General features: G+C 59.7%; 21 protein-coding genes. 18 read left to right on the plus strand and 3 right to left on the minus strand.

Annotated features, from left to right (window positions below):
* The first annotated feature begins 3 nt into the window (after positions 1-3).
* The 4 genes from JZX87_RS10750 to JZX87_RS10765 all read left to right on the plus strand — a co-directional run bounded on the left by JZX87_RS10750 (position 4) and on the right by JZX87_RS10765 (position 4289).
* Positions 4-1290, plus strand: a complete 1287-nt coding sequence (locus tag JZX87_RS10750; RefSeq protein ID WP_148146470.1) for a beta-ketoacyl-ACP synthase — start codon at positions 4-6, stop codon at positions 1288-1290.
* A 163-nt stretch (positions 1291-1453) separates the two neighbouring features.
* Positions 1454-2482: a zinc-binding dehydrogenase gene (locus JZX87_RS10755; protein WP_206825367.1), complete on the plus strand. Its 1029-nt coding sequence runs from the start codon at positions 1454-1456 to the stop codon at positions 2480-2482.
* A gap of 6 nt (positions 2483-2488) precedes the next feature.
* Positions 2489-3424: a lipid A biosynthesis lauroyl acyltransferase gene (locus JZX87_RS10760; protein WP_206825368.1), complete on the plus strand. Its 936-nt coding sequence runs from the start codon at positions 2489-2491 to the stop codon at positions 3422-3424.
* Positions 3425-3578: 154 nt separating this feature from the next.
* Entirely contained in the window at positions 3579-4289 is a 711-nt protein-coding gene (locus JZX87_RS10765) for a PAS domain-containing protein (protein ID WP_206825369.1), read from the plus strand.
* A gap of 7 nt (positions 4290-4296) precedes the next feature.
* Here the strand turns inward: JZX87_RS10765 and JZX87_RS10770 are convergent, their stop codons facing one another.
* Positions 4297-4803: a hemerythrin domain-containing protein gene (locus JZX87_RS10770; protein ID WP_246435748.1), complete on the minus strand. Its 507-nt coding sequence runs from the start codon at positions 4801-4803 to the stop codon at positions 4297-4299.
* A gap of 207 nt (positions 4804-5010) precedes the next feature.
* Between JZX87_RS10770 and ccoN the strand changes: the two genes are divergently transcribed.
* From ccoN to ccoP, 4 genes are read left to right on the plus strand one after another with little or no spacing between them, the layout of a single operon-like run.
* Entirely contained in the window at positions 5011-6633 is a 1623-nt protein-coding gene (gene ccoN / locus JZX87_RS10775; protein ID WP_206825370.1) for a cytochrome-c oxidase, cbb3-type subunit I, read from the plus strand.
* A 12-nt stretch (positions 6634-6645) separates the two neighbouring features.
* Positions 6646-7377: a cytochrome-c oxidase, cbb3-type subunit II gene (gene ccoO, locus JZX87_RS10780; RefSeq protein WP_206825371.1), complete on the plus strand. Its 732-nt coding sequence runs from the start codon at positions 6646-6648 to the stop codon at positions 7375-7377.
* Positions 7378-7389: 12 nt separating this feature from the next.
* Positions 7390-7542, plus strand: a complete 153-nt coding sequence (locus JZX87_RS10785; protein ID WP_148146476.1) for a cbb3-type cytochrome c oxidase subunit 3 — start codon at positions 7390-7392, stop codon at positions 7540-7542.
* Position 7543: 1 nt separating this feature from the next.
* Positions 7544-8407 (plus strand): cytochrome-c oxidase, cbb3-type subunit III, encoded by an 864-nt coding sequence (gene ccoP, locus JZX87_RS10790; RefSeq protein WP_206825372.1) that lies wholly within the window; start codon positions 7544-7546, stop codon positions 8405-8407.
* 92 nt (positions 8408-8499) lie between these two features.
* On the opposite strand, the gene JZX87_RS10795 is transcribed toward ccoP, so the two are convergent.
* On the minus strand, positions 8500-8904 hold the full coding sequence (locus JZX87_RS10795; RefSeq protein ID WP_206825373.1) for an SRPBCC family protein: 405 nt from the start codon (positions 8902-8904) through the stop codon (positions 8500-8502).
* Between the two features lie 130 nt (positions 8905-9034).
* On the opposite strand from JZX87_RS10795, the gene ccoG reads away from it, so the two are divergent.
* From ccoG to gnd, 5 genes are all read left to right on the plus strand, one after another.
* Entirely contained in the window at positions 9035-10621 is a 1587-nt protein-coding gene (gene ccoG / locus JZX87_RS10800) for a cytochrome c oxidase accessory protein CcoG (RefSeq protein WP_206825374.1), read from the plus strand.
* Positions 10618-11112 carry a FixH family protein gene (locus tag JZX87_RS10805; protein WP_206825375.1) on the plus strand — a complete coding sequence of 165 codons (495 nt, stop codon included), beginning with the start codon at positions 10618-10620 and terminating at the stop codon, positions 11110-11112. Before ccoG ends, JZX87_RS10805 begins: the two co-directional genes overlap by 4 nt.
* Positions 11109-13388 (plus strand): cation-translocating P-type ATPase, encoded by a 2280-nt coding sequence (locus JZX87_RS10810; protein ID WP_206825376.1) that lies wholly within the window; start codon positions 11109-11111, stop codon positions 13386-13388. The genes JZX87_RS10805 and JZX87_RS10810 overlap by 4 nt, the downstream gene beginning before the upstream one ends.
* Positions 13385-13537, plus strand: a complete 153-nt coding sequence (gene ccoS / locus JZX87_RS10815; RefSeq protein WP_112455538.1) for a cbb3-type cytochrome oxidase assembly protein CcoS — start codon at positions 13385-13387, stop codon at positions 13535-13537. The genes JZX87_RS10810 and ccoS overlap by 4 nt, the downstream gene beginning before the upstream one ends.
* Positions 13538-13668: 131 nt before the next feature.
* Positions 13669-15102: an NADP-dependent phosphogluconate dehydrogenase gene (gene gnd, locus JZX87_RS10820; protein WP_206825377.1), complete on the plus strand. Its 1434-nt coding sequence runs from the start codon at positions 13669-13671 to the stop codon at positions 15100-15102.
* Positions 15103-15162: 60 nt separating this feature from the next.
* Here the strand turns inward: gnd and JZX87_RS10825 are convergent, their stop codons facing one another.
* Positions 15163-16209 carry a LacI family transcriptional regulator gene (locus JZX87_RS10825; protein ID WP_206825378.1) on the minus strand — a complete coding sequence of 349 codons (1047 nt, stop codon included), beginning with the start codon at positions 16207-16209 and terminating at the stop codon, positions 15163-15165.
* Positions 16210-16567: 358 nt separating this feature from the next.
* Here JZX87_RS10825 and JZX87_RS10830 point away from each other — a divergent pair, with 358 nt between their 5' ends.
* From JZX87_RS10830 to JZX87_RS10850, 5 genes are all read left to right on the plus strand, one after another.
* On the plus strand, positions 16568-17800 hold the full coding sequence (locus JZX87_RS10830; RefSeq protein WP_183821781.1) for an ABC transporter substrate-binding protein: 1233 nt from the start codon (positions 16568-16570) through the stop codon (positions 17798-17800).
* A 103-nt stretch (positions 17801-17903) separates the two neighbouring features.
* On the plus strand, positions 17904-18839 hold the full coding sequence (locus tag JZX87_RS10835; RefSeq protein WP_206825379.1) for a carbohydrate ABC transporter permease: 936 nt from the start codon (positions 17904-17906) through the stop codon (positions 18837-18839).
* On the plus strand, positions 18832-19776 hold the full coding sequence (locus JZX87_RS10840; protein WP_148146486.1) for a carbohydrate ABC transporter permease: 945 nt from the start codon (positions 18832-18834) through the stop codon (positions 19774-19776). Before JZX87_RS10835 ends, JZX87_RS10840 begins: the two co-directional genes overlap by 8 nt.
* A 6-nt stretch (positions 19777-19782) precedes the next feature.
* Positions 19783-20880, plus strand: a complete 1098-nt coding sequence (locus JZX87_RS10845) for an ABC transporter ATP-binding protein (protein ID WP_148146487.1) — start codon at positions 19783-19785, stop codon at positions 20878-20880.
* A gap of 274 nt (positions 20881-21154) precedes the next feature.
* Complete coding sequence (locus tag JZX87_RS10850; RefSeq protein ID WP_206825380.1) at positions 21155-23599, plus strand: beta-mannosidase; 2445 nt, start codon at positions 21155-21157, stop codon at positions 23597-23599.
* Positions 23600-23610: the final 11 nt, after the last annotated feature.

The raw sequence follows: 23610 nt of genomic DNA on the forward strand, positions 1-23610 counted from the left end.
ACGATGAGTGACAACCGCTTCACCGACCACCTCGGCCGCCCGCTCGTAGCCGTTACCGGCATGGGTGTCATCACCTCGCTCGGTCAGGGGCTTGCTGATAACTGGTCGGCGCTGACCTCCGGTACTTCGGGAATCCACAAGATCACACGGTTCCCGACCGATGGTCTGTCGACCCGCATCAGTGGCACGGTTGATTTTATCGCCGTTCCTGCCAACAATTCCGTCGAACGTTCTTTCGCTTTCGCCCGCGAAACGACAAGGGAAGCGCTGGCGCAGGCCGGTCTTTCGGGTGATTTCGAAGGCCCGCTCTTCCTCGCCGCGCCGCCCGTCGAGCCCGAATGGCATGACCGTTTTGCGCTTGCCGATCGTTCGCCGCCGTCGAAGACCGAGGGCGATGCCTATGATCGCTTCTTGACTGCCATGCGCGAACGTCCAGATCCGGTCTTCCTCGAAGCCGTTCAGTTCGGCTCGATTTCCGAGCGCCTTGCCGACATGTTCGGCACGCGTGGTCTGCCCGTAACGCTGTCGACCGCCTGTGCATCTGGCGCAACGGCAATCCAGCTTGGTGTCGAGGCAATCCGCCAGGGTCGCACCGACCGGGCGCTTGTTGCCGCCACTGACGGCTCCGTCAGCGTCGAGGCGCTGGTGCGCTTCTCGTTGCTTTCGGCCCTGTCGACGCAAAACGACCCGCCGGAAAAGGCATCAAAACCGTTCAGCAAGGATCGCGACGGTTTCGTCATCGCCGAAGGTGCTGCGACACTGGTACTTGAATCGGTCGAATCCGCGCTTGCGCGTGGCGCAACCGTGCTCGGCATCATCAAGGGTCTTGGCGAAAAGGCGGATCATTTCCACCGTACCCGGTCCTCGCCGGATGGCGGCCCGGCAATCGCCACCATTCGCGCCGCACTCGAAGACGCGGGCATGGATGAAAGCGGTATTGGTTATATCAACGCCCATGGCACCTCGACGCCCGAAAACGACAAGATGGAATATGGCTCCATGCTCGCCGTCTTCGGTGACCGCATGAAGAACATCCCGGCTTCGTCGAACAAGTCGATGATCGGCCATACGCTGACTGCGGCAGGTGCCGTGGAGGCCGTATTCTCGATCCAGACCATGCTGACCGGCACGCTGCCGCCGACCATCAACTACACCAATCCCGATCCGACGATCGAGCTCGATGTGGTGCCGAATGTGAAGCGGGACGGCTCGCCCAAGGCGGTTCTGTCCAACTCCTTCGGCTTTGGCGGCCAGAACGCCAGCCTTGTCATGACGCTGGAACCGGTCTAAGGCCTGCGCCACAGAAAAAGGACGTCATCCTCGGGCTTGTCCCGAGGATCTATTGACGTTGATACGTGAAATTGAGTGTTGGCAGATGCTCGGGACATGCCCGGGCATGACGCATTTTTGAACGTCGGCGCCCGCCTCATGCATCCGGAAGGAAAAGAAGAACATGCGCGCGCTGCAACTGATCGATGACCGCAAGCTCGAAGCCGTCGATATTCCCGAGCCGGATGCCCCGGGTCCCGGTGAGGTGACGCTGCGCGTCAAGGCCGTCGCCTTGAATCACATCGACGTCTGGGGCTGGCGCGGCATGGCATTCGCCAAGCGCAAGATGCCGCTGACGATCGGCGCCGAAGCCTCCGGCGTCGTAGAAGCCATCGGCCCGGGCGTTTCCAACGTCCTTCCCGGCCAGCTTGTGTCGATCTACGGCGCCCGCACCTGCGGTCTCTGCAAGCCCTGTCGCGAAAAACGAGACAATCTCTGCGAGCACGTCTCGGGCGTCCACGGCTTCCACCTCGACGGTTTTGCCCAGGAAAAGGCGAACATTCCGGCCCGCCAGCTGGTGCCGGCTCCTCCGGGCGTCGATGCGGTTGCAGCCGCTCTTGCTCCGGTCACCTTTGGCACGGTCGAGCACATGCTGTTCGACAATGCAAAACTGCAGCCGGGCGAAACCATTCTCGTTCATGCCGGCGGCTCAGGCATCGGCTCGGCGGCCATCCAGCTCGCCAAGAAGATCGGCTGCACCGTGATCACCACGGTCGGTTCCGACGATAAGATCGAAAAGGCCAAGGCGCTTGGTGCCGATCACGTCATCAACTACCGCACGGACCGCTTCGAAGGCGTCGTGCGCAAGCTGACGAAGAAGAAGGGCGTTGATGTCGTCTTCGAACATGTCGGCAAGGATACATTCGCCGCCTCGATGTTCTGCCTGAAGCGCGGCGGCCGATTGGTCACCTGCGGCTCGACTTCTGGCGTCTCGACCGACGTCAACCTGATGATGCTCTTCCAACAGCAGCTCAAGCTCCTCGGCTCCTTCGGCTGCCGCATGGAAAACATGGCCGACGCCATGCAGAAGATGGCGCAGGGCATCGTTCATCCGGTGATCGACACCGAAGTCACCCTCGACGAGATCGACCGCGCGCTCGAGCGGATGGAAGGTCGCCAGATCTTCGGCAAGATCGTCCTGCGCATGGATTGATCGGCCATGAAGATGGTCATCACCCGCATCGTTCTGGCGCTCATGCATTTCCGGCAGTGGCTGGTGGCGCAGGCGACCTTTGGCTTGCTCAACCTGTTGAAGGTATTGCCGGCGGACCCCGCCATACGTTTTGCCGATCGCGTTGCGCGTTTCGTTGGTCCGAAGCTGTGGCGTCACAAGCTGATGATGACCAATCTGCGCAACGCTTTCCCGGAAAAGTCGGAGAATGATCTCCAAGAGATCGCGGTCGCCAGCTGGGGACATATGGGGCGCATGGCTGCCGAATATGTGTTCCTCGACCGGCTTTTCGATTTCGATCCGGAAAAGACGGAAGCGGGCAGGGTAGAAGTTTCGGGCATACCGATTTTCCTCGATCTACGCGATAATCCGCGGCCTTTTATCGTCTTTACCGCGCATACCGGCAATTTCGAACTGCTGCCTGTTGCTGGAAAGGCATTCGGTCTTGAGGTCATGGTGCTGTTCCGTCCGCCGAACAACCCTTACATTGCCGACAAGGTCTTTTCCTTCCGTGCGGCCCGGATGGGAAGTCTCGTCCCCTCGCATGCGGGATCGTCCTTCGCGCTTGCCCGCCGCCTCGAGGCCGGCGGCGGAGTAGGCGTTCTGGTCGACCAGAAATTCAAGAAGGGCCTGTCGACCTCTTTCTTCGGGCAGCCGGTCAAAACCAATCCGCTTCTGGCCAAACTGGTCCGTCAGTTCGATGCGGAGGTCTACCCGGCCCGCTGCATCCGCCTTCCCGACAATCGCTTCCGCCTTGAGATCGAACCGAGAATCGATCTGCCGCGCGATGAAAAGGGCAACCTTGATGTTCAGGGTACGGCTCAGGTGTTGAACGACAAGGTGGAGACCTGGGTTCGCGAATATCCCGAACAATGGCTGTGGTATCATGATCGCTGGAACATCAAAGGAACAGTCGAGCGCTGATCTGCCTTCGATAACTTGTGATCCTATGGTATTTTGTGGGGCATTATTGGGGGCCGCACTAGACGAAATGATTAATTATAATCATATCTTATGCAGGGTAGGCTCGCATCAGTAGAAGGCGCCACTTCTCGCGTTGTTTTGAGAGGGGTCGATTTTGAAGGCATTGATTGATCTGTTCTGGGCGAAATATTCTGATCTTCGCCAGGCGGTCGAGCAGGAAGACGACGATGCGGTTTCTCGGATCGACCGGGAAATTGATCCGCTCGTCAAGGCTATACTTGGAAGCCAGGGGCGCGATCAGTCGGCGATTGGCGTGCAGTTCCGATTCGCACTCGATCTGTTGAATGAGGAAGCCGATGATGGTGGCTGCGTCAGGCGCAATGGCCACCTGCTGCAGATGCTGGTCGAGCGTTATCTGATAACCGACCAGCATCTGCCTTCCAAAACGAAAACCACCGAAGATCCGGCCCAGCCCGTCGATATCCCGCAGGCCATCGCCGACGGTTATCTCGATGATGCGCTGCTGAATAGCCTGCCGGAACGGGTCATGGTTGTCGCGCCCGGTTATCGCATCTTTTATAGTAACGAAACCAATGCGCAGCGAATGGATGTGCCGCGCGATACTCTCATTGGCCGCCATTTCGCCGAATTTGTCGGACTGCATCATTTCCGTCATGATCTGCAGCCCAGCCTTGATCGTTGTTTTGCAGGCGAGAGCCTGACCTTGACCTATGCTGACAAGCTTGAGGGCCGCACAGTCGTCATTCATTGCCGCATGTCGCCGATAAGCAGATCGGGAACATTGATCGGAGCGCTGGTGGTGATGCAGGAGAAGGAAGATCGCCGGCGGCGACGTGCCGACTGACCGGTCGTTACTCAGATATCGGGCTGAACGGCAGGTAGTCGTGTAGCAGATAGGCCTTTTCGAAGGCGATATGCCGCCTTACGCCCTCAAAGAAGCCGCGCAACATATATCCTACTGCTTCGTCATTGACAGGTTCGCCTGAGCCAAGGCGCAAGAGCGCTTCCGTCAGTTCCTCCGCATAGCCTTCATCCTCGAGATGTTCGAATTTGAGCCGTGAAAGCGTTGCCAGCATCGGTCCAGAATGGGCGTGCTGTCGTGCAATATGGGGAAACAGAACGCTCTCTTCGTAATGGTGGATGCTGCGGATCAGCGGACAGAGTGCCTTGGCGGCATAGATGCACTTCTGTTTGTTGATGCTCGCAGGCAGCGAGTCGGCGATTTCTTCAAGTTCGACGCAAAGCGCGAGTTGTTCCCCATGCGCCTGCCGGATCCACGACATGATGACGTCCTGATCGTATTGTCGGACGGGCTGAGCAGACAGAACTGCATTCGTCAGATCGATATCGTGTCTCAAGTCTGACCTCCGGAAGCTGCATGACCGTTGATCGCGCAAAGTTCCATCATGCCCGGCTTACTTGCGTTGATTCAAATCAAGGCATTTGACGTGGCCTGCTGCCATCTGTCGCGGTGGTCGCGACGGAAAGTGGCAGGGGGGATTCGTTCGGAATCGTTGTTTAGCCACCCTCGCGACGGCCAATCACGCCGTTGGGGGATACCAACAATGAACTACCCTTTGGAAACTGCAGCGCTGGTAATCGGGACATTCCTGGCGCTGCTTGGCGCGGCTTACGCGCATGACAGTCTGTTTGCCGCCCATATGTGGGTGCTGTTCCTGACACTCTGCATCAGCAGCATCGTCATGCTGCGCCGCGTCTCTTTCGCACCCGCAGGTGCACCACGAGCCGTCCCGGCAAAGTCGGAATATTTCGACGAAGTCATCAAATACGGCACGATCGCCACTGTTTTCTGGGGTGTCGTCGGCTTCCTGGTCGGCGTTGTCGTTGCCCTGCAACTGGCTTTCCCTGATCTGAACATTGAGCCATGGCTCAATTTCGGTCGCACGCGCCCGCTGCATACTTCAGCCGTCATCTTCGCCTTCGGCGGCAACGCCCTGATCGCCACATCATTCTACGTTGTCCAGCGCACCTGTCGGGCCCGCCTGTTTGGCGGCAATCTCGGATGGTTCGTGTTCTGGGGCTACCAGCTTTTCATCGTCATGGCGGCAACCGGCTATCTGCTCGGTATCACCCAGGGCAAGGAATATGCGGAGCCGGAATGGTATGTCGATATCTGGCTGACCATCGTCTGGGTCGCCTATCTCGTCGTCTTCCTCGGCACGATCTTCATGCGCAAGGAGCCGCATATCTATGTGGCGAACTGGTTCTATCTGGCCTTCATCGTCACGATTGCCATGCTGCACATCGTCAACAATCTGGCGATGCCGGTCTCTTTCCTGGGCATCAAGAGCTATTCGGCCTTCTCCGGCGTGCAGGATGCCCTGACCCAGTGGTGGTACGGCCATAACGCGGTCGGCTTCTTCCTGACGGCCGGCTTCCTCGGCATGATGTACTACTTTATCCCGAAGCAGGTGAACCGTCCGGTCTATTCCTACCGCCTGTCGATCATCCACTTCTGGGCCCTGATCTTCATGTATATCTGGGCAGGCCCGCACCACCTGCATTACACAGCGTTGCCCGACTGGGCGCAGACGCTCGGCATGGTCTTCTCCATCATGTTGTGGATGCCGTCCTGGGGTGGCATGATTAACGGCCTGATGACGCTTTCCGGCGCCTGGGACCGTATCCGTACTGACCCGATCGTCCGCATGATGGTCATGGCCGTCGCCTTTTACGGTATGGCGACCTTCGAAGGCCCGATGATGTCGGTCAAGGCCGTCAACTCGCTCAGCCACTATACCGACTGGACCATTGGTCACGTCCACTCCGGCGCACTCGGCTGGAACGGCATGATCACCTTCGGCGCGGTCTATTTCCTCGTGCCAAAACTATGGAACCGCAAGCGGCTCTACAGCCTGCAGCTGGTCAACTGGCACTTCTGGCTCGCAACGCTCGGCATCGTTCTCTATGCCGCCGTCATGTGGGTTGCCGGTATCCAGCAGGGCCTGATGTGGCGCGAGTATGATGACCAGGGCTTCCTCGTCTATTCCTTCGCGGAAACTGTCGCGGCCATGTTCCCCTATTACCTGCTGCGCGCCCTCGGTGGCCTCATGTTCCTCGCCGGCGCACTGCTCATGGCATTCAACGTCACAATGACAATTCTCGGTCACGAACGGCAGGAACGCACCCCCGGTGTCGCCCCCGCCGGTCTGCAGCCGGCCGAATAAGGAGCTGACAGCATGTCTCTTCTCGATAAACACAAATTCATCGAGCGAAATGCCACGCTCCTTCTCGTCGGATCACTACTTGTCGTTTCCATCGGCGGTATCGTGGAAATCGCACCGCTCTTCTATCTCGAAAACACCATCGAGAAAGTCGACGGGATGCGGCCCTATACGCCGCTGGAGCTCGCCGGCCGCAACATCTACATCCGCGAGGGCTGCTACGTCTGTCATAGCCAGATGATCCGCCCGTTCCGCGACGAGGTGGAGCGGTACGGTCATTACAGCCTTGCGGCGGAATCGATGTACGACCATCCGTTCCAGTGGGGCTCGAAGCGAACCGGGCCGGATCTGGCACGCGTCGGCGATCGTTATTCGAACGAGTGGCACGTACAGCATCTCATCGAACCGCGCGACGTCGTGCCGGAATCGGTGATGCCGAGCTATTCCTTCCTCAAGGAAAATACGCTCGAAGTGACCGATGTCTCCATGGATCTGAAGGCAAACCGCACCGTCGGTGTTCCCTATACTGACGAGATGATCGCAGAGGCGAATGCCGATCTGAAGGCGCAGGCCGATCCGAATGCCGATACCAGCGCTTTGCTGGCACGGTATCCGAAGGCAAAGGTCGGCGATTTCGACGGCGATCCGACCAAATTGACCGAAATGGATGCGCTGGTCGCCTATCTGCAGATGCTCGGAACGCTGGTCGATTTTTCGACCTATGACGACACAACCGGTTACCGCTGAGGAGGGCGTGATATGGAAACCTATACCGCACTCCGCCAATTCGCCGACAGTTGGGGGCTGCTCGCCATGACCCTGTTCTTCGCCGGCGTCATCCTGTTCACTTTGCGCCCGGGCTCGAAGTCTCATGCAGACGATGCCGCCCAGATCCCTCTGAAGGAGGACTAAAATGGCGGACAAACATATCGATGAGATCAGCGGCGTCGAAACCACCGGCCACGAGTGGGACGGCATCCGCGAACTGAACAATCCCATGCCCCGCTGGTGGGTGTGGACGTTTTACGCCACGATCGTCTGGGCTCTCGGATACACCATCCTTTATCCTGCATGGCCGCTGGTAAACGATGCGACCCGCGGTGTTCTCGGCTATTCCAGCCGTGGTGCGCTGTTGGACGAAATGGCGACAGCAAAAGCAGCCCAGGGCGCAATCCTTGAACGGATCGCGGCGGCGACACCAGAAGAAATCATCGCCAACCCTGAACTCAATCAGTTTGCCATGGCCGGCGGCGCGGCGGCTTTCCGCGTCAACTGCACGCCCTGTCACGGAACCGGTGCAGCCGGTGGTGAAGGTTATCCCAACCTTAACGACGATGACTGGCTTTGGGGTGGCAGCGTAGATGCCATCTACCAGACTGTTGCGCATGGAATTCGCGATGCTGTCGATCCCGATACTCGTATCGGCGAGATGACCGCTTTTGCGGATGTGCTTCAGCCGGACGAAATACGTCAGGCAGCGGCCTATGTTGTCAGCCTCACCGGTAAGCCTCGCGATCCTTCTATGGTCGAACCCGGAAAGCAGATCTTCATGGATAACTGCGCGTCCTGCCACGGCGAAAATGCCGAGGGCAATCGCGATCTGGGTGCTCCGAACCTGGCCGACGCCATCTGGCTGAAGGTGCATGGTGAAGATCAGATTGCGGGCCAGATCCGTGCACCGAAGCACGGCGTCATGCCGGCCTGGACCACCCGTCTTGGTGACGTCACCGTCAAGCAGTTGGCAGTTTATGTCCATTCCCTGGGAGGCGGGGAGTAGAGTTTCAGTCCTTCAAGGGCAGAAACTCTTTTGGGCCGGGATCCTTGGGTCCCGGCCATCGAACATCCGGTATGGCAGGAGGTTACAGCCGATTAGGATTGTTCAAGGATATGCTTCAGGGTGCCTAGGTCCGTTTGGATGGCCGCCGCATCCACCTCGAAAGCCTGATCGTCCGTGTCTGGCTGTCGGAGCAAGGTGAACATGATTTCTGCGCCATCGCCATTGGGCACGACCCGCAGTGCATTTTCGAAACTCATCCCTGTATCCAGCGTGACGGTGTGATCGATGACGCCAAGATCGTTTCGGGGCGTAAACCGCACACGGATCTTGCCGATAGGCCCACCGTCGCCGATCCAGTCTTCGCCTTCTCGGCTCAAGCCAGAGGCGAGGCCGGCAGCCCATCGGGGCATGTTTTCCGGCTGGAATGCGAAGGCGTAAACGTCACGCCAGGGCCTATCGATCGTCGTGTGAATGATGCGTGCGGGCATTGGCGTCATTGTAATCTCCGTTCTGTCGTCCGCATGGGCGAGGGGCGTGAACCGGTCTGCGAATGCTGCATGCCTTGACTTGCGTCAAGGAATTGAGGGTCGCGCGGTGGGAAAAGGCATGGTGCAAAGGAATGTTCCGATGAAACTCTATACCGCCGAAAGCGTTGCCGCAGGTGACGCATCTGTCGAACGGATTGATGTCAAGGCGGTGCATTCGCCTGGCGAAAAACGCCAGCCGCTTTATGAAAAACGCAAGAAGATTTTCCCCAAACGTGCCGAGGGACGTTTCCGCCGTTTCAAATGGCTGGTGATGCTTGTCACGCTCGGCATCTATTATCTGACGCCGTGGATCAGGTGGGATCGTGGCCCCTTCGCACCCGATCAGGCCGTGCTTGTCGATCTCGCCAGCCGGCGCTTCTATTTCTTCTTCATCGAGATCTGGCCGCAGGAATTCATCTTCGTCGCCGGTCTTCTGGTCATGGCGGGCTTTGGCCTTTTCCTGCTGACCTCGGCCGTCGGTCGCGCCTGGTGCGGATATGCCTGTCCCCAGACGGTCTGGGTCGATCTCTTTCTCGTCGTCGAACGCTTCATTGAAGGCGATCGCAATGCGCGGATGAAACTCGATGCCGGCCCCTGGACAGCGAACAAGATCGCCAAGCGTGTCGTCAAGCATTCGATCTGGATTGCCATCGCAATCGCTACAGGCGGCGCCTGGATCTTCTATTTCGCCGACGCGCCATCTCTTGCCTTCGATTTCATCACCGGTCAGGCCGCCTTCGTTGCCTATTCCACCGTCGCCATCCTGACCGCCACCACCTATCTGCTCGGTGGCCTGATGCGCGAGCAGGTCTGTATTTACATGTGTCCCTGGCCGCGTATTCAGGGCGCCATGCTCGACGAGCATTCTCTGGTCGTGACCTATAACGACTGGCGCGGTGAACCGCGCAGCCGCCACGCCAAGAAGGCGGCAGCGAGCGGCCAGATCGTCGGCGACTGTGTAGATTGCAACGCCTGCGTCGCAGTCTGTCCCATGGGCATCGACATTCGCGACGGCCAGCAGATGGCCTGTATCACCTGTGCGCTCTGTATCGACGCCTGCGATGGCGTGATGGACAAGATCGGCAAGGAACGCGGCCTGATCGCTTATGCGACGCTCGACGAATACGATGCCAACATGGCGCTGGCGACGGCCGGTGGTACCTCGCCGATCAATCCCACCCGAACCCGCAAGCCGGATGGTGGTTTTGTTGAAGGCGTCCGCCATTTCAACTGGAAAATCCTGCTTCGCCCGCGCACGCTGCTCTATATGGGCGTCTGGACTGCGGTCGGCATCGGCCTTGTCGTTGCGCTCCTGTCCCGCGACCGGCTGGAAATCAACGTGCTGCATGACCGCAATCCGCAATTCGTCATGGAGTCGGATGGTTCCATCCGCAATGGCTACACCGTTCGCCTCCTCAACATGATCCCCGAACCGCGCACGATCATGCTGACGCTTGACGGCATGCCGGAGGCGACGATGAAGATCATCGGCATTTCGGACGTGCCCGGACGCGAATTCGCCATCGAGGCCGCGCCGGACAAGGCGATGGCGCTGAAGGTCTATGTCACGCTGCCGAAGGATGAAGCCAAAAGCGAAGCATCCTTCCATTTCATCGCCGAAGACCGCTCCAGTCACGAGCGCAACAGTTACTCGGCTAACTTTTTCGTACCAGGAGGCAAAAGATGAGCACGGCATCGCAAAAGGGCTTCGTTTTCACGGGCTGGCACATGGTGGGCGTCATGGTTCTCTTCTTCGGCACGATCATATCGGTCAATGTCTTCATGGCCTATAACGCCATTACCAGTTGGAGCGGTCTCGTCGTCCCGAACACCTATGTCGCCAGCCAGCAGTTCAACGGCAAGGTGGCCCAAGCGAGGGCGCTTGCCGCGACGGGTGTCAACGGCCGGCTCGCCGTTGCCGCCAATGGAGCTCGCTATGAAGTGCTCGGCCCCGACGGCCAGCCGGTTGAGGCAGACCACCTTGTCCTCAATTTCAAGCGCCCTGTCGGCGAGCATCAGGATTTCAGCATCGATATGACCGCAGAAGGCAAGGGAGCTTTCAGCGCTTCCCATGAGATCCTGCCGGGTCACTGGATTGTCGAGGCAATCGCCGAGCGCGGCGGACAACGCATCCTCCACCATGCGGAACGCGTTTCCGTTCGTGGAGCAAGGAAATGAGCTGCTGCGCACCCGGAACGGAAGGAGAGATCGTCAGATCCGCACCGTCTTCCGAAGAAATGCTGCTGGCAAGCCGCGATCTCGGCGAGGGCCGGCGGCAGGTTGATTTGAGCGTACCCGGCGTCCATTGCGGCGCCTGCATCGTCTCGATCGAAAATGCACTGAAGGTCATGCCCGCAGTGGAAAAAGCCCGCGTCAATCTTTCCACCAAACGCGTCTCCATCGTCTGGCACCAGAACCCCGACGCATCGGCCGTCGATCCTGCCGATTTCGTCGGCTCGATCGCTGCAGCAACCGGCTATGACGCCTATCTCTTCGATGCCTCGCTCGACGATGGCGACAAGCTGCAGCGTGATCTCGTGCGCGCAGTCGCCCTTTGCGGTTTCGCCGCTGCCAACATCATGCTTCTGTCCGTTTCCGTCTGGTCCGGTGCCGATGATGCCACGCGCGACATGTTCCACTGGATTTCCGCCTTCATCGCCGCGCCCGCGCTGATCTATGGCGGCCGGTTCTTCTACGCTTCCGCCTGGGCGGCGCTGAAACGCGGCCGCACCAATATGGATGTGCCGATCGCTCTTGCGATCACGCTCTCCTATGTGGTGTCGCTGTGGGAAACCATGCATCACGGCGAACATGCCTGGTTCGATGCCACCGTCTCGCTTCTGTTCTTTCTGCTGATCGGCCGCACGCTGGACCATATCATGCGAGATCGGGCGAGGGCGGCGATCAGCGGTCTTGCACGCCTGTCACCGCGCGGTGCCATGGTCGTCTTGCCCGACGGCACGCGCGAATACCGCCCCGTCGAGGATGTGAAGCCCGGAGATCGCGTCGCGATTGCTGCCGGTGAACGCATCCCGGTCGATGGCACCGTCGAATGGGGCGCAAGCGATCTCGACGTCTCGATCGTCAACGGCGAAAGCGTGCCGCAGGCAGTCGCTGCCGGTGCCGCCGTCCATGCCGGCACGCTCAGCCTCACCGGTTCGCTCATCATCAAGGTCACCGCAACGGCACGAGAATCCTTCCTCGCCGAAGTCATCTCGCTGATGGAAGTGGCAGAAGGCGCCAAGGCCGGTTACCGCCGTCTCGCAGACCGCGCCGCGCAATATTATTCGCCCGCCGTCCACCTTCTGGCGCTCACCGCCTTCGTCTCCTGGGGGCTTGCCGGCGGGGACTGGAAGCGCGCCATGCTGATCGCCATCGCAGTCCTGATCATAACTTGCCCCTGCGCATTGGGTCTGGCCGTACCGGTCGTGCAAGTGGTCGCCGCCGGTCGCCTGTTCAAGAACGGCATCATGGTCAAGGACGGCTCGGCGATGGAACGGCTCGCTCAAGCCGACAGCGTCATCTTCGACAAGACGGGAACCCTGACGCTCGGCCGTCCACGCCTCGTCAATGGCAGCGATATTCCGGGGCCGGTCCTGTCACTCGCAGCCGGCCTTGCCGCCCATTCGCGCCATCCGCTGTCGCGGGCGATCTGCGCTGTGGCATCCGGCCCGTTCCCGCTCTTCGACGACGTGATCGAAATCCCCGGAAGCGGGCTTGAGGCGCGCCGTGCCGAAGGGCTCTATCGGCTCGGCAATCGCCGCTTCGCCTGCGGTGATGCAGCCGGTAGCGAAAACGCCGATCTCGAAGTCGTGCTGTCGCGCGACGGTCACGAGGTTACCTGCATCCGTTTCGAGGATGCGCTTCGTCAGGACGCCGCCTCGGCTATCCGCACGCTCGAAGCTGACGGCATGCCGGTCGACCTCGTCTCGGGTGATCGCGCCGGGCCGGTAAGGGCGCTGACCACTCAACTCGGCATCGCCCGCTGGAAGGCGGAAGTCTCGCCCAAGGGCAAGGCCGATTATTGCGCTTCGCTTGCCGGCGAAGGCCGCAAGGTGCTGATGGTCGGCGACGGTATCAACGATGCGCCGGCGCTCGCCGCGGCCTATGTCTCGATGGCGCCGGCTACCGCGGCGGATATCGGCCGCAAGGCCGCAGATTTCGTCTTCATGCATGAAAGCCTCAATGCCGTGCCTCTGGCGATCGATATCTCGCGCCGCGCAAGCCGCCTGATCCGGCAGAATTTCGGGCTCGCCATCGGTTACAACATCATCGCCGTGCCGATCGCGCTTGCCGGCTATGCAACGCCGCTGATCGCCGCCGTCGCCATGTCCACCTCTTCGATCATCGTCGTCGTCAACGCGTTGCGCCTGAACCGGATCGGCAGCGAGGATCTGACGGCACAGGTGGGGGCCGAGAAGACGGCTGAAAAAGGAAAGATGCGCGCCGCATGAACATGCTCATCTACCTCATCCCGGTCGCGCTCTTTCTAGGCGGCCTCGGGCTTGCGGCCTTCCTCTGGTCGTTGAAGAACGGCCAGTATGACGATCTCGACGGTGCCGCCTGGCGCATCATCGACGATGGCGAGGATCGCCCCGGCTGACAGGCCCGAATTATAGGGGCAGGCTATGGGGGCAGACAAATGCAGAATGTCACCGATTTAGACAATCGCTCCCTTGCCCCCATGGCGCACCAATGCCAAAAGAAGGCGCAACAAAATCGGAGGCTCCTCCCGTGGAACAGGCAGAAATCGGCCTAATCGGCCTTGGCGTCATGGGCGCCAACCTTGCCCTCAATATTGCTGAAAAAGGCAACAAGATCGCGGTTTTCAACCGCACTACCGAAGTCACCAAGAAATTCTACGCGGATGCAGGCGCTCTTCAGGGCCAGATCATTCCGTGCGAAACAATGGAAGATTTCATCAAGGCCATCCGCCCGCCACGCCCGATCATCATCATGATCAAGGCCGGAGATCCGGTCGATCAGCAGATGGAACTTCTGAAGCCCTACCTGTCGTCCGGCGACATCATGATCGACGCCGGCAATGCCAATTTCCGCGATACGATGCGGCGCTTCAAGAGCCTCGAAGGCAGCGACCTGACCTTCATCGGCATGGGCGTTTCCGGCGGTGAGGAAGGTGCGCGTCACGGACCATCCATCATGGTCGGCGGCACGGAAGACAGCTGGAAGCGCGTCGAAAAGGTCCTGACCTCGATTTCGGCAAAATTCAACGGCGAACCCTGCGTCGATTGGCTCGGCCCGAACGGTGCCGGCCACTTCGTCAAGACCATCCATAATGGTATCGAATATGCCGACATGCAGATGATCGCCGAAATCTACGGCATCCTGCGTGATGGCCTCGGCATGAGCGCACCCGAGATCGGCGGCGTCTTCGGCCGCTGGAACGAAGGCCGTCTTGATTCCTATCTCATGGAAATCTCGGAAAAGGTGCTGAAGGCCAACGACCCGATCACCGGCAAGCCTATGGTCGATGTCATCGTCGATAGTGCCGGCCAGAAGGGCACCGGCAAGTGGTCGGTCATCGAGGCCCAGAACATGGGCGTTGCAGCGACCGCCATCGAAGCAGCCGTTGCCGGCCGCGTCATCTCCTCGCTCCGGTCAGAGCGCCAAGCCGCCGAAAAGATCCTCGGCAAGCCGGCTCTGGTAGATCGCCCTAAGGACGGAATGGCGTTCCTCGCCGATCTGGAACTCGCGCTTCTGGCCGCCAAGATCGGCGCTTATGCGCAAGGCTTTGCCGTCATGGCGGAAGCCTCGAAGGAATTCGGCTGGAACCTGCCGATGCCGACCATCGCCAAGATCTGGCGCGCCGGCTGCATCATCCGTTCGCAGTTCCTCGATGAGATCACCTCGGCCTTCACCAAGGATCCGAACGTGGCAAACCTCATCGTCACCCCGGCCTTCTCGCAGCTGGTCAAGGAAACCGACGGCGCGCTTCGCCGCATCGTCTCCTATGCCGCGCTGAACGGTCTGCCGGCTCCGGCGCTCACTTCGGCTCTTTCCTACTTCGACGCCTACCGTCGCGGCAGGGGCACGGCCAACCTCATCCAGGCCCAGCGCGACTTCTTCGGCGCGCACGGTTTCGACCGCCTCGATGGCGTCGACAAGCATCACGGCCCCTGGGGCAGCGGCCTCGCCGATTTCGCCTGATCGCTTGATAAACTAGATGAAAAAGCCCGGCCAAGTGCCGGGCTTTTTTGCAGGTAGTGCCTAATCCTTCGGTCCCATCAGCGACCAGACCGGACCATCGATACTCTGCAGCAATTCGGGCGCTACACCGTCGATACGGGCCAGTACCGCCTTTGCCAGTTCCCGGCCGGCGTGACGCACGTCTTCCGTCACGGTCAGCATTTCCGGCCTGATCCAGTTCAAGAATTCGGCCGACTGTTTCGAGACAATATCGATCTCCTTGCCTAGCCGGCGTCCGGCTGCCTCGGCTCCGGCAACCAGTGCGATCGATGCGGATCCGCTGAGCGAGATGATACCGTCCGGCGGCTCAGTAAGGCGACACAGGCGCTCCGCATAGGCGCGGATTTCCTCGAGTGGCGTCTCCGTGGTCATCCGGCCCATCGAAACTTCCGTCACCTGAAAATCGTTCATGCCGTGCTCGAAACCTATCCGGCTATGTATCTGGTAGGAAAACCGGCTGAGCGGCGCCAGGAGCGCGATGCGCCGTCTTCCACGCTGCACGAGGCGTTGCACCGCCTGATAGACATAGGCCTCGTTGTCGAAGTCGTGGAATGGGTGAGCGATGCCCATATCCGTTCGCCCATGGGTAACGAAAGGCAGGTTCCGTTCCGTCATCAGGCGCACGCGCGGATCCTCCGGTTCCATGCGCGAGATGATCACCCCATCCGCCGAACCGGTATCGAGAATGTAGCGCACCGGCACCATCGGGTCTTTCTCGAAGGAGTGCGGCGTCACCACAAGGTGATACTGGGTTCCCCCCAGCACTTCCGAAATTCCCTGCACCATCTGGCTGGTGAAGCCCATCAATTCCTGCTCGATGCTCAGCACCAGCGCGATCACGTTGGTCTTGCCGGTCCGCAGGCGCACACCCGCCCGGTTCGGCTGGTAGCCGAGCTGGCGCGCCACCAGTCGTACCCGCTCCTTGGTCTCGGACCCGATATCCGGCGCATCTTTCAGCGCGCGCGATACGGTCGTGATCCCAAGACCCGTCATGAAGGCGATCGTCTTGAGGGTAGGGCGTTCGTTAGCCGCCGCGCTGCTCGTGGATGTTTTTCTGATCTCGTCCATCTTGCTGCTCGCATCGATTGCCGCCATTGGCTTTTGAATGACGCAGTCCGGTTATTACAGAAAAAACTGAAACGTTACAGGTAATTTTCAACCCGTCTCCGATGAAAACATCTCGATCCGCAACCATGTGTTGGCATTACGCAATTGCACATCGATTTTGTGCATATGCGAAATAAAATCGCCTTGGATCGATCTCATGGCGGCATTTCATGGAATTATATACCTGATAATTCTGAATTTAATGCCCTTATAAGTTGCTATTGTGATGGGTCATGCAATAATTTGGAGAAGCAGGCTTGCCACCCCTCTGGCTTTGCCCTAGCTTTTTACTGCAACGTTTCAGTGAGGGAGGAGACTCATGCGTATCCGTGCATTTGCAGCCGTTCTGGCTGCCACCGCGGCGCTGCCTTGTGCAGCTATGGCCGCCGATCTGGAAGTCACGCATTGGTGGACATCGGGAGGCGAGGCGGCAGCCGTGAAAGAGCTGGCGACCGCATTCGATGCAACCGGCAATAAATGGGTCGATGGTGCAATTGCCGGTTCAGGCAGCACGGCGCGCCCGATCATGATCAGCCGTATCACCGGTGGTGACCCGATGGGCGCCACCCAGTTCAACCACGGACGCCAGGCCGAAGAACTGGTCATGTCCGGCCTGATGCGCGACCTGAGCGACGTCGCCGAAAAGGGCAAATGGAAGGATATCATCAAACCCGCGAGCCTGCTCGACAGCTGCACCTTTGAGGGCAAGATCTACTGCGCCCCGGTCAACATCCATTCCTGGCAGTGGTTGTGGCTTTCCAATGCGGCCTTCGAAAAGGCGGGCGTACCGGTCCCGAAAGACTGGAACGAGTTCGTCGCAGCCGGCCCCAAGTTGCGGGAAGCCGGTCTTCAACCGCTCGCCGTGGGCGGTTCCGCCTTCCAGGTCAACGGCCTGTTCGACACGCTGGTGATAGCGCTGGGCGGCACAGACCTTTACAACAAGGTCTACAAGGAAAAGGACGAGGAGACCGCGGCCGGTCCTGAAATGGCAAAGATTTTTGCGGCGGCCGACGATGCCCGCAAGCTTGCCAAGGGCTCCAACGTGCAGGACTGGAACCAGGCCACCAATCTGGTCATCACCGGCAAGGCCGGCGGCCAGATCATGGGTGACTGGGCGCAGGGCGAGTTCCAGCAGGCCGGAAAGGTTGCCGGCAAGGACTATACCTGCCTCCCGGGCCTTGGTCTTAACCAGACCCTGACCACCGGTGGTGACGCCATCTACTTCCCGGTTCTGAAGGACGAGGCAAAGTCCAAGGCGCAGGAAGTGCTGGCGGAAACCATCGTCGATCCCAAGGTACAGGTCGCCTTCAACCTCAAGAAGGGCTCCGTGCCGATCCGGAGTGACGTCGATCTTGCTGCTGCAAACGACTGCATGAAGAAGGGCATCGAGATCATCTCGAAGGGCAGCACAGCAACCAGTACCGACCAGCTCGTTTCGGCCGATACGCAGAAGCAGAAGGAGGACCTGATGTCCGAATTCTTCGCCAATGCGTCGATCACGCCGAAACAGGCGCAGGAACGCTTCGCCTCCATCATCGGCTCGGCGGACTGATCACTCCATCACGATCCTGAACCGCACTGGCCTCGCCCTTTCGCAAGAGGGGCGGGGCCGGAAGGAAGGGCTGCGCCTTGAGCGCGCCGATCGAGGAGGAATAATGTCTCGTACCGTGCCGTCCGCTACACCATCCAGACCGCTGCCGAAATCGTCCGGCCGGCCTAATCAGCTCTTCCGCAATCTCAATTCCAAGATTGCGCTCACCCCCATGATATTAGTTGCCGCTGTCGTATTCTTCGGCGGTACGATCTGGACGGTGATATATTCCTTCACCAATTCCAGACTTCTGCCGCGGGCAAGCTTTGTCGGTTTTGACCAGTATGAGCGCCTCTGGGCCTCGTCCCGCTGGATCATCTCGATCCAGAACCTCTTGATCTACGGCATCCTGTCCCTGATCTTCTCGCTCGTGGTCGGCTTCGTGCTGGCGGCGCTGATGGACCAGAAGATCCGCTTCGAAAGCGCCTTCCGCACCATTTTCCTCTATCCCTTCGCTTTGTCCTTCATCGTCACCGGCCTTGTCTGGCAATGGATCCTCAATCCGGAATTCGGCGTGCAGGGCATCGTCCGTTCGCTTGGCTGGACAAGCTTCACCTTCGACCCGCTCTACAATCCCGACATCGTCATTTACGGCATCCTGATTGCAGGTCTCTGGCAGGGGACAGGGCTCGTCATGTGCCTGATGCTCGCAGGCCTGCGCGGCATCGACGAGGATATCTGGAAGGCGGCGCGCGTCGACGGCATCCCGATGTGGCGAACTTATCTCTTCATCGTCATCCCGATGATGCGTCCGGTCTTCATCACCACGCTCGTGCTCATCGGCAGCGGCATCGTCAAGCTTTACGATCTGGTCGTGGCGCAGACGTCAGGCGGCCCCGGAAATGCGTCGGAAGTGCCTGCAAAATATGTCTACGACTACATGTTTCAGGCGCAGAACCTGGGGCAGGGCTTTGCCGCCTCCACCATGATGCTGCTCACCGTCGCCATCATCATCATCCCCTGGGCCTATCTCGAATTCGGAGGGAAGAAGCGTGGCTAACGTCTCCACTCTCAATGCGACCGGCGCTGCGATAGACGCCGTGAGAACTGAAATTGCAGCGGGACCGCGCGGCAAAAAGCCGAAGAAGGTCCTCTCCCGCCGCAATATCATGATCTACGGCATCCTCGGTCTGGCAGCGCTCTATTACCTCCTGCCGCTCTACGTGATGGTCGTCACCTCATTGAAGGGCATGCCGGAAGTCCGTCTCGGCAACATCTTCTCGCCGCCGATGGAAATCACCTTCGAGCCCTGGGTGAAGGCCTGGGCTGAGGCCTGCACCGGCTTGAACTGCGACGGTCTTTCCCGCGGCTTCTGGAACTCGGTGCGCATTCTCGTGCCCTCGGTTATCGTCTCGATCGCGGTCGCCTCGGTCAGCGGTTATGCGCTTGCCAACTGGCGCTTCAAGGGTTCGGAACTTTTCTTCTCCGTGCTCATCATCGGTGCCTTCATTCCCTATCAGGTAATGATCTATCCGCTCGTCATCATCCTGCGCGAAATCGGCATCTACGGCTCGCTGACCGGCCTCGTCATCGTCCATACGATCTTCGGCATGCCGATCCTGACGCTGCTCTTCCGCAACTATTTCGCCGGCCTGCCGGAGGAACTGTTCAAGGCCGCGCGCATCGATGGCGCAGGCTTCTGGCAGATCTACGGCCGCATCATGCTGCCCATGTCGCTGCCGATCTTCGTCGTCGCGATCATCATCCAGGTCACCGGCATCTGGAACGACTTTCTCTTCGGCGTCGTCTTCACGCGGCCGGATACCTATCCAATGACTGTCCAGCTCAACAACATCGTCAACTCCGTCCAGGGGGTGAAGGAATACAACGTCAACATGGCAGCGACGCTGCTCACCGGCGCTGTTCCGCTCATCGTCTATTTCGTCTCCGGCCGGCTGTTCGTTCGCGGCATCGCCGCCGGCGCAGTTAAGGGGTAAGCCTTGATGACCGACCTCTCCAATTCCGTTTCCATCCGTGACCTGTCCCTGCACTTCGGGGCGGTGACCGTCCTCCAGAACCTCGATCTCGACATCAAGGACGGCGAGTTCCTTGTCCTGCTCGGCTCCTCCGGCTGCGGCAAGTCGACATTGCTCAACTGCATTGCCGGCCTGCTGGAACCGACCGACGGCCAGATCTTCATCAAGGACAAGAATGTCACTTGGGAAGAACCCAAGGACCGCGGCATCGGCATGGTCTTCCAGTCCTACGCGCTTTACCCGCAGATGACGGTCGAGAAGAACCTGTCTTTCGGGCTCCGCGTCGCCGGCATGCCGAAGGACGAGATCGCCAAACGCATCGCCCGCGCCTCGAGCATCCTGCAGATCGAACCGCTACTGCAGCGCAAGCCCGCAGCGCTCTCCGGCGGCCAGCGCCAGCGCGTCGCGATCGGCCGCGCGCTCGTCCGGGATGTCGATGTCTTCCTCTTCGACGAGCCGCTTTCCAACCTTGATGCGAAACTGCGCTCCGAACTGCGCGTCGAGATCAAGCGCCTGCACCAGTCGCTGAAGAACACGATGATCTACGTCACACACGACCAGATCGAGGCGCTGACGCTGGCAGACCGCATCGCCATCATGAAAAGCGGCGTCATCCAGCAACTCGACGACCCGATCACCATCTACAACCGCCCAAGGAACAAGTTCGTCGCCGGCTTCATCGGTTCGCCCTCGATGAACTTTCTGACCGGCGAACTGGCGGAGGAGGGCGGCCACACTGTGTTCAGAACCCACGGCACCAGCTTTTCGCTCGCCGGCTACGAGGCAACAGAAACGCTCACGCCCGGCCGCAAGGTCGTGCTCGGTGTCCGCCCCGAACATATCAAGGTCGACGGCGATCTGGCGGGCGAGGAAGCCCATGACGCAATCGTCGATATCGAGGAGCCGATGGGCGCCGACAACCTGATCTGGCTGAAACTCGCCGGCCACACGATCTCCGTCCGCATCGGCGGCGCCCGCCGTTACGCTGTCGGCGCAAAAGTCCGCCTCGGCTTCGACATGACCATGGCCTCGCTGTTCGATGCGGAAACGGAGGAACGGATCTGATGGCCGTCCTGCGTCCCTCGTTCCACCCCCCTCTGGCCTGCCGGCCATCTCCCCCACAAGGGGGGAGATCACAAGTGGCGCGCCCTTTGCCCAAGCTCTACGCTTGCTCTTTGCTGAGCCTTCAAATGGAGAGCAATCAACTTGGTGAGACGAGTTCCGGTAAAAATTTGGGCAGACGGTTGAGCCTAGCTGATCTCCCCGCTTGTGGGGGAGATGGCCGGCAGGCCAGAGGGGGGCTCGCTGCCGCAACTGGTAGTCTCCCGGGGAGGCACCAATGACCATCATCCCGCTCACCGGCCAATGGCGCCTCACATCCCCCGACAGCACCCACGCCGCCACCATATCCATCCCTGGTGACATCCACACGGCGCTGAAAACCGCCGACATCATCCCCGACCCTTATGTCGGCCGTAACGAAAACGACGTCCAATGGGTCGCGCATCAAGACTGGCAGATCGAGCGGAGTTTCAACGTTGATGAGCCCGATGGCTCCTGGTATCTCGATATCACCTATCTCGATACGGTGGCGATCGTCTTCGTCAACGACGTGCCCGTCCTTTCCGCCGACAATTGCTTCCGCCGCTACCGCCCGGATGTCTCCGCAGCCCTGAAACCCTGCGAAAATACCGTCCGCATCCTCTTCCATTCCAACATCAAGGCGGGGGCAGAGCGGCAGGCAAAACAGCCTTTCTATCTGCCGTTCTCAAAAAACTGCCCGATCCCCGATGGCAACATGCTGCGCAAGCCGCAATGCCATTTCGGTTGGGACTGGAACCTCGCCATTGCCCCGCTCGGCCTCTACGGCGAAATCTCCCTGAAACGCCTGGATGTCGCCCGCATCGAACACGTCATCACCGAACAGAGACATCACGATGATGGCTCCGTCGATCTCTACGTCACCGTATCCTTGCATGCCGACACACAGGGCGTCATCCCCATTCATTTCGCATTCGGCGAAGAACGTCTTCGCCTCGATTGCGGCATGCGCCCCGGCGAAAACAGCATCACCCACCTCTTCCATGTCGAAAATCCCAAACTCTGGTGGCCGGCCGGCAGCGGTGAACAGGCGCTCTATTCCCTGATCGTCGACACACCGAGCGAAACGATCACCAGACAGATCGGCCTGCGCACAGTCGAACTCCTGACCGACAAGGACGAGGCCGGCAGCCGTTTTGCCTTCCGCATCAACGGTCATGAAATTTTTTGCCGAGGCGCCAACTGGATTCCCGCCGACGCGCTCTTCTCGCTCACCAGCCCGGAGAAGACGGAAGATCTGCTGAAATCCGCCGTCGACGCCAACATGAACATGATCCGCATATGGGGCGGCGGCTTTTACGAGGACGAGCAATTTTACGACACCTGCGACCGGCTCGGCCTTATGGTCTGGCAGGATTTTCAATTCGCCTGCAACATCTATCCCTCGACGCCGGATTTTCTCGAAAATGTCGAACACGAGGTCGAGTACCAGACCAAACGCCTGATCTCCCATCCCTCTATCGTCCTCTGGTGCGGCGATAACGAACTCGTCGGCGCGCTTCTCTGGTACGAGGAGACCCGCAATAATCGCGACCGCTATCTCGTCTCCTACGATCGCCTCAACCACACGATCGAGCGGGCGATGAAAAAGGCAGTGCCGCAGGCGATCTGGTGGCCGTCGAGCCCAGCCTCCGGTTATCTAGATTACGGCGATGCCTGGCACGCCGACGGCTCTGGCGACATGCATTTCTGGTCGGTCTGGCACGAAAACAAGCCGTTCGAACACTACCGCGATGTCAAGCCGCGCTTCTGCTCCGAATTCGGCTTCCAGTCCTACACGTCGCTGCCGGTGATCCACACCTACGCGGAGGAGAAGGATCTCAACATCGCCTCCCCGGTGATGGAACATCACCAGCGCAATGTCGGCGGCAACGAGCGCATCGCCGCCACCATGTTCCGCAATTTCCGTTTCCCGAAGGATTTTGCCAATTTCGTCTATCTGAGCCAGGTCCAGCAGGGCATCGCGATCAGAACCGCGGTCGATTATTGGCGCTCGCTGAAGCCCCATTGCATGGGCGCGCTCTACTGGCAGCTCAACGACACATGGCCGGTCGCCTCCTGGGCAAGCCTCGATTACGGCGGCGGCTGGAAAGTGCTGCATTACATGGCGCGCTGCTTCTTCCAGCCGGTCGCCGTCGCCGCAATCCCGTCGGAAGACGGCCGTGAAATCCGCTTCTCGCTGGTCAACGATACGCTCGAAGACATCACCGTCACGCTCAATATCTCGACACTGAGCCTGACGGGCGAACGCCGCCCGCTGAGGAGCATAGACGCCGTCTGCTCACCGGATGCGGCCGTCACGGTCCTGACCATCCCCGCAGACACGATCCCGAGAGACAGCCTGCTTTCCTGGAACTTCACAGCGTCTAACGGTTCAGGCGGCGAGGGCCATCATGTGATGGACAGCTACAAGGCGCTGGAGCTTCTGCCCGCGAGCCTGGAGATGTCCGTGTCTCCATCCGGAGACGGCGCATTCGACATTCTCGTCCAGTCCGCCGGCCTCGCGCTTTTCGTTCTCATCGAAAGCGAAACGCCCGGCCGTTATTCGGACAACGCTTTCGATCTTGCCGCCGGCGAAAACCGAAAGGTTCGCTTTACCCCTAGCGTGCCGGCGGCAAGTACCCCAGGCTCCCCGCCCGTTTTCCGCATCTACGATCTTCAATCCTGCCAGTCCGCAGGCTGATATTTCATTTC

The sequence above is a fragment of the Agrobacterium sp. Ap1 genome (assembly GCF_017313375.1).
Classification (GTDB): Bacteria; Pseudomonadota; Alphaproteobacteria; order Rhizobiales; family Rhizobiaceae; genus Neorhizobium; species Neorhizobium cellulosilyticum.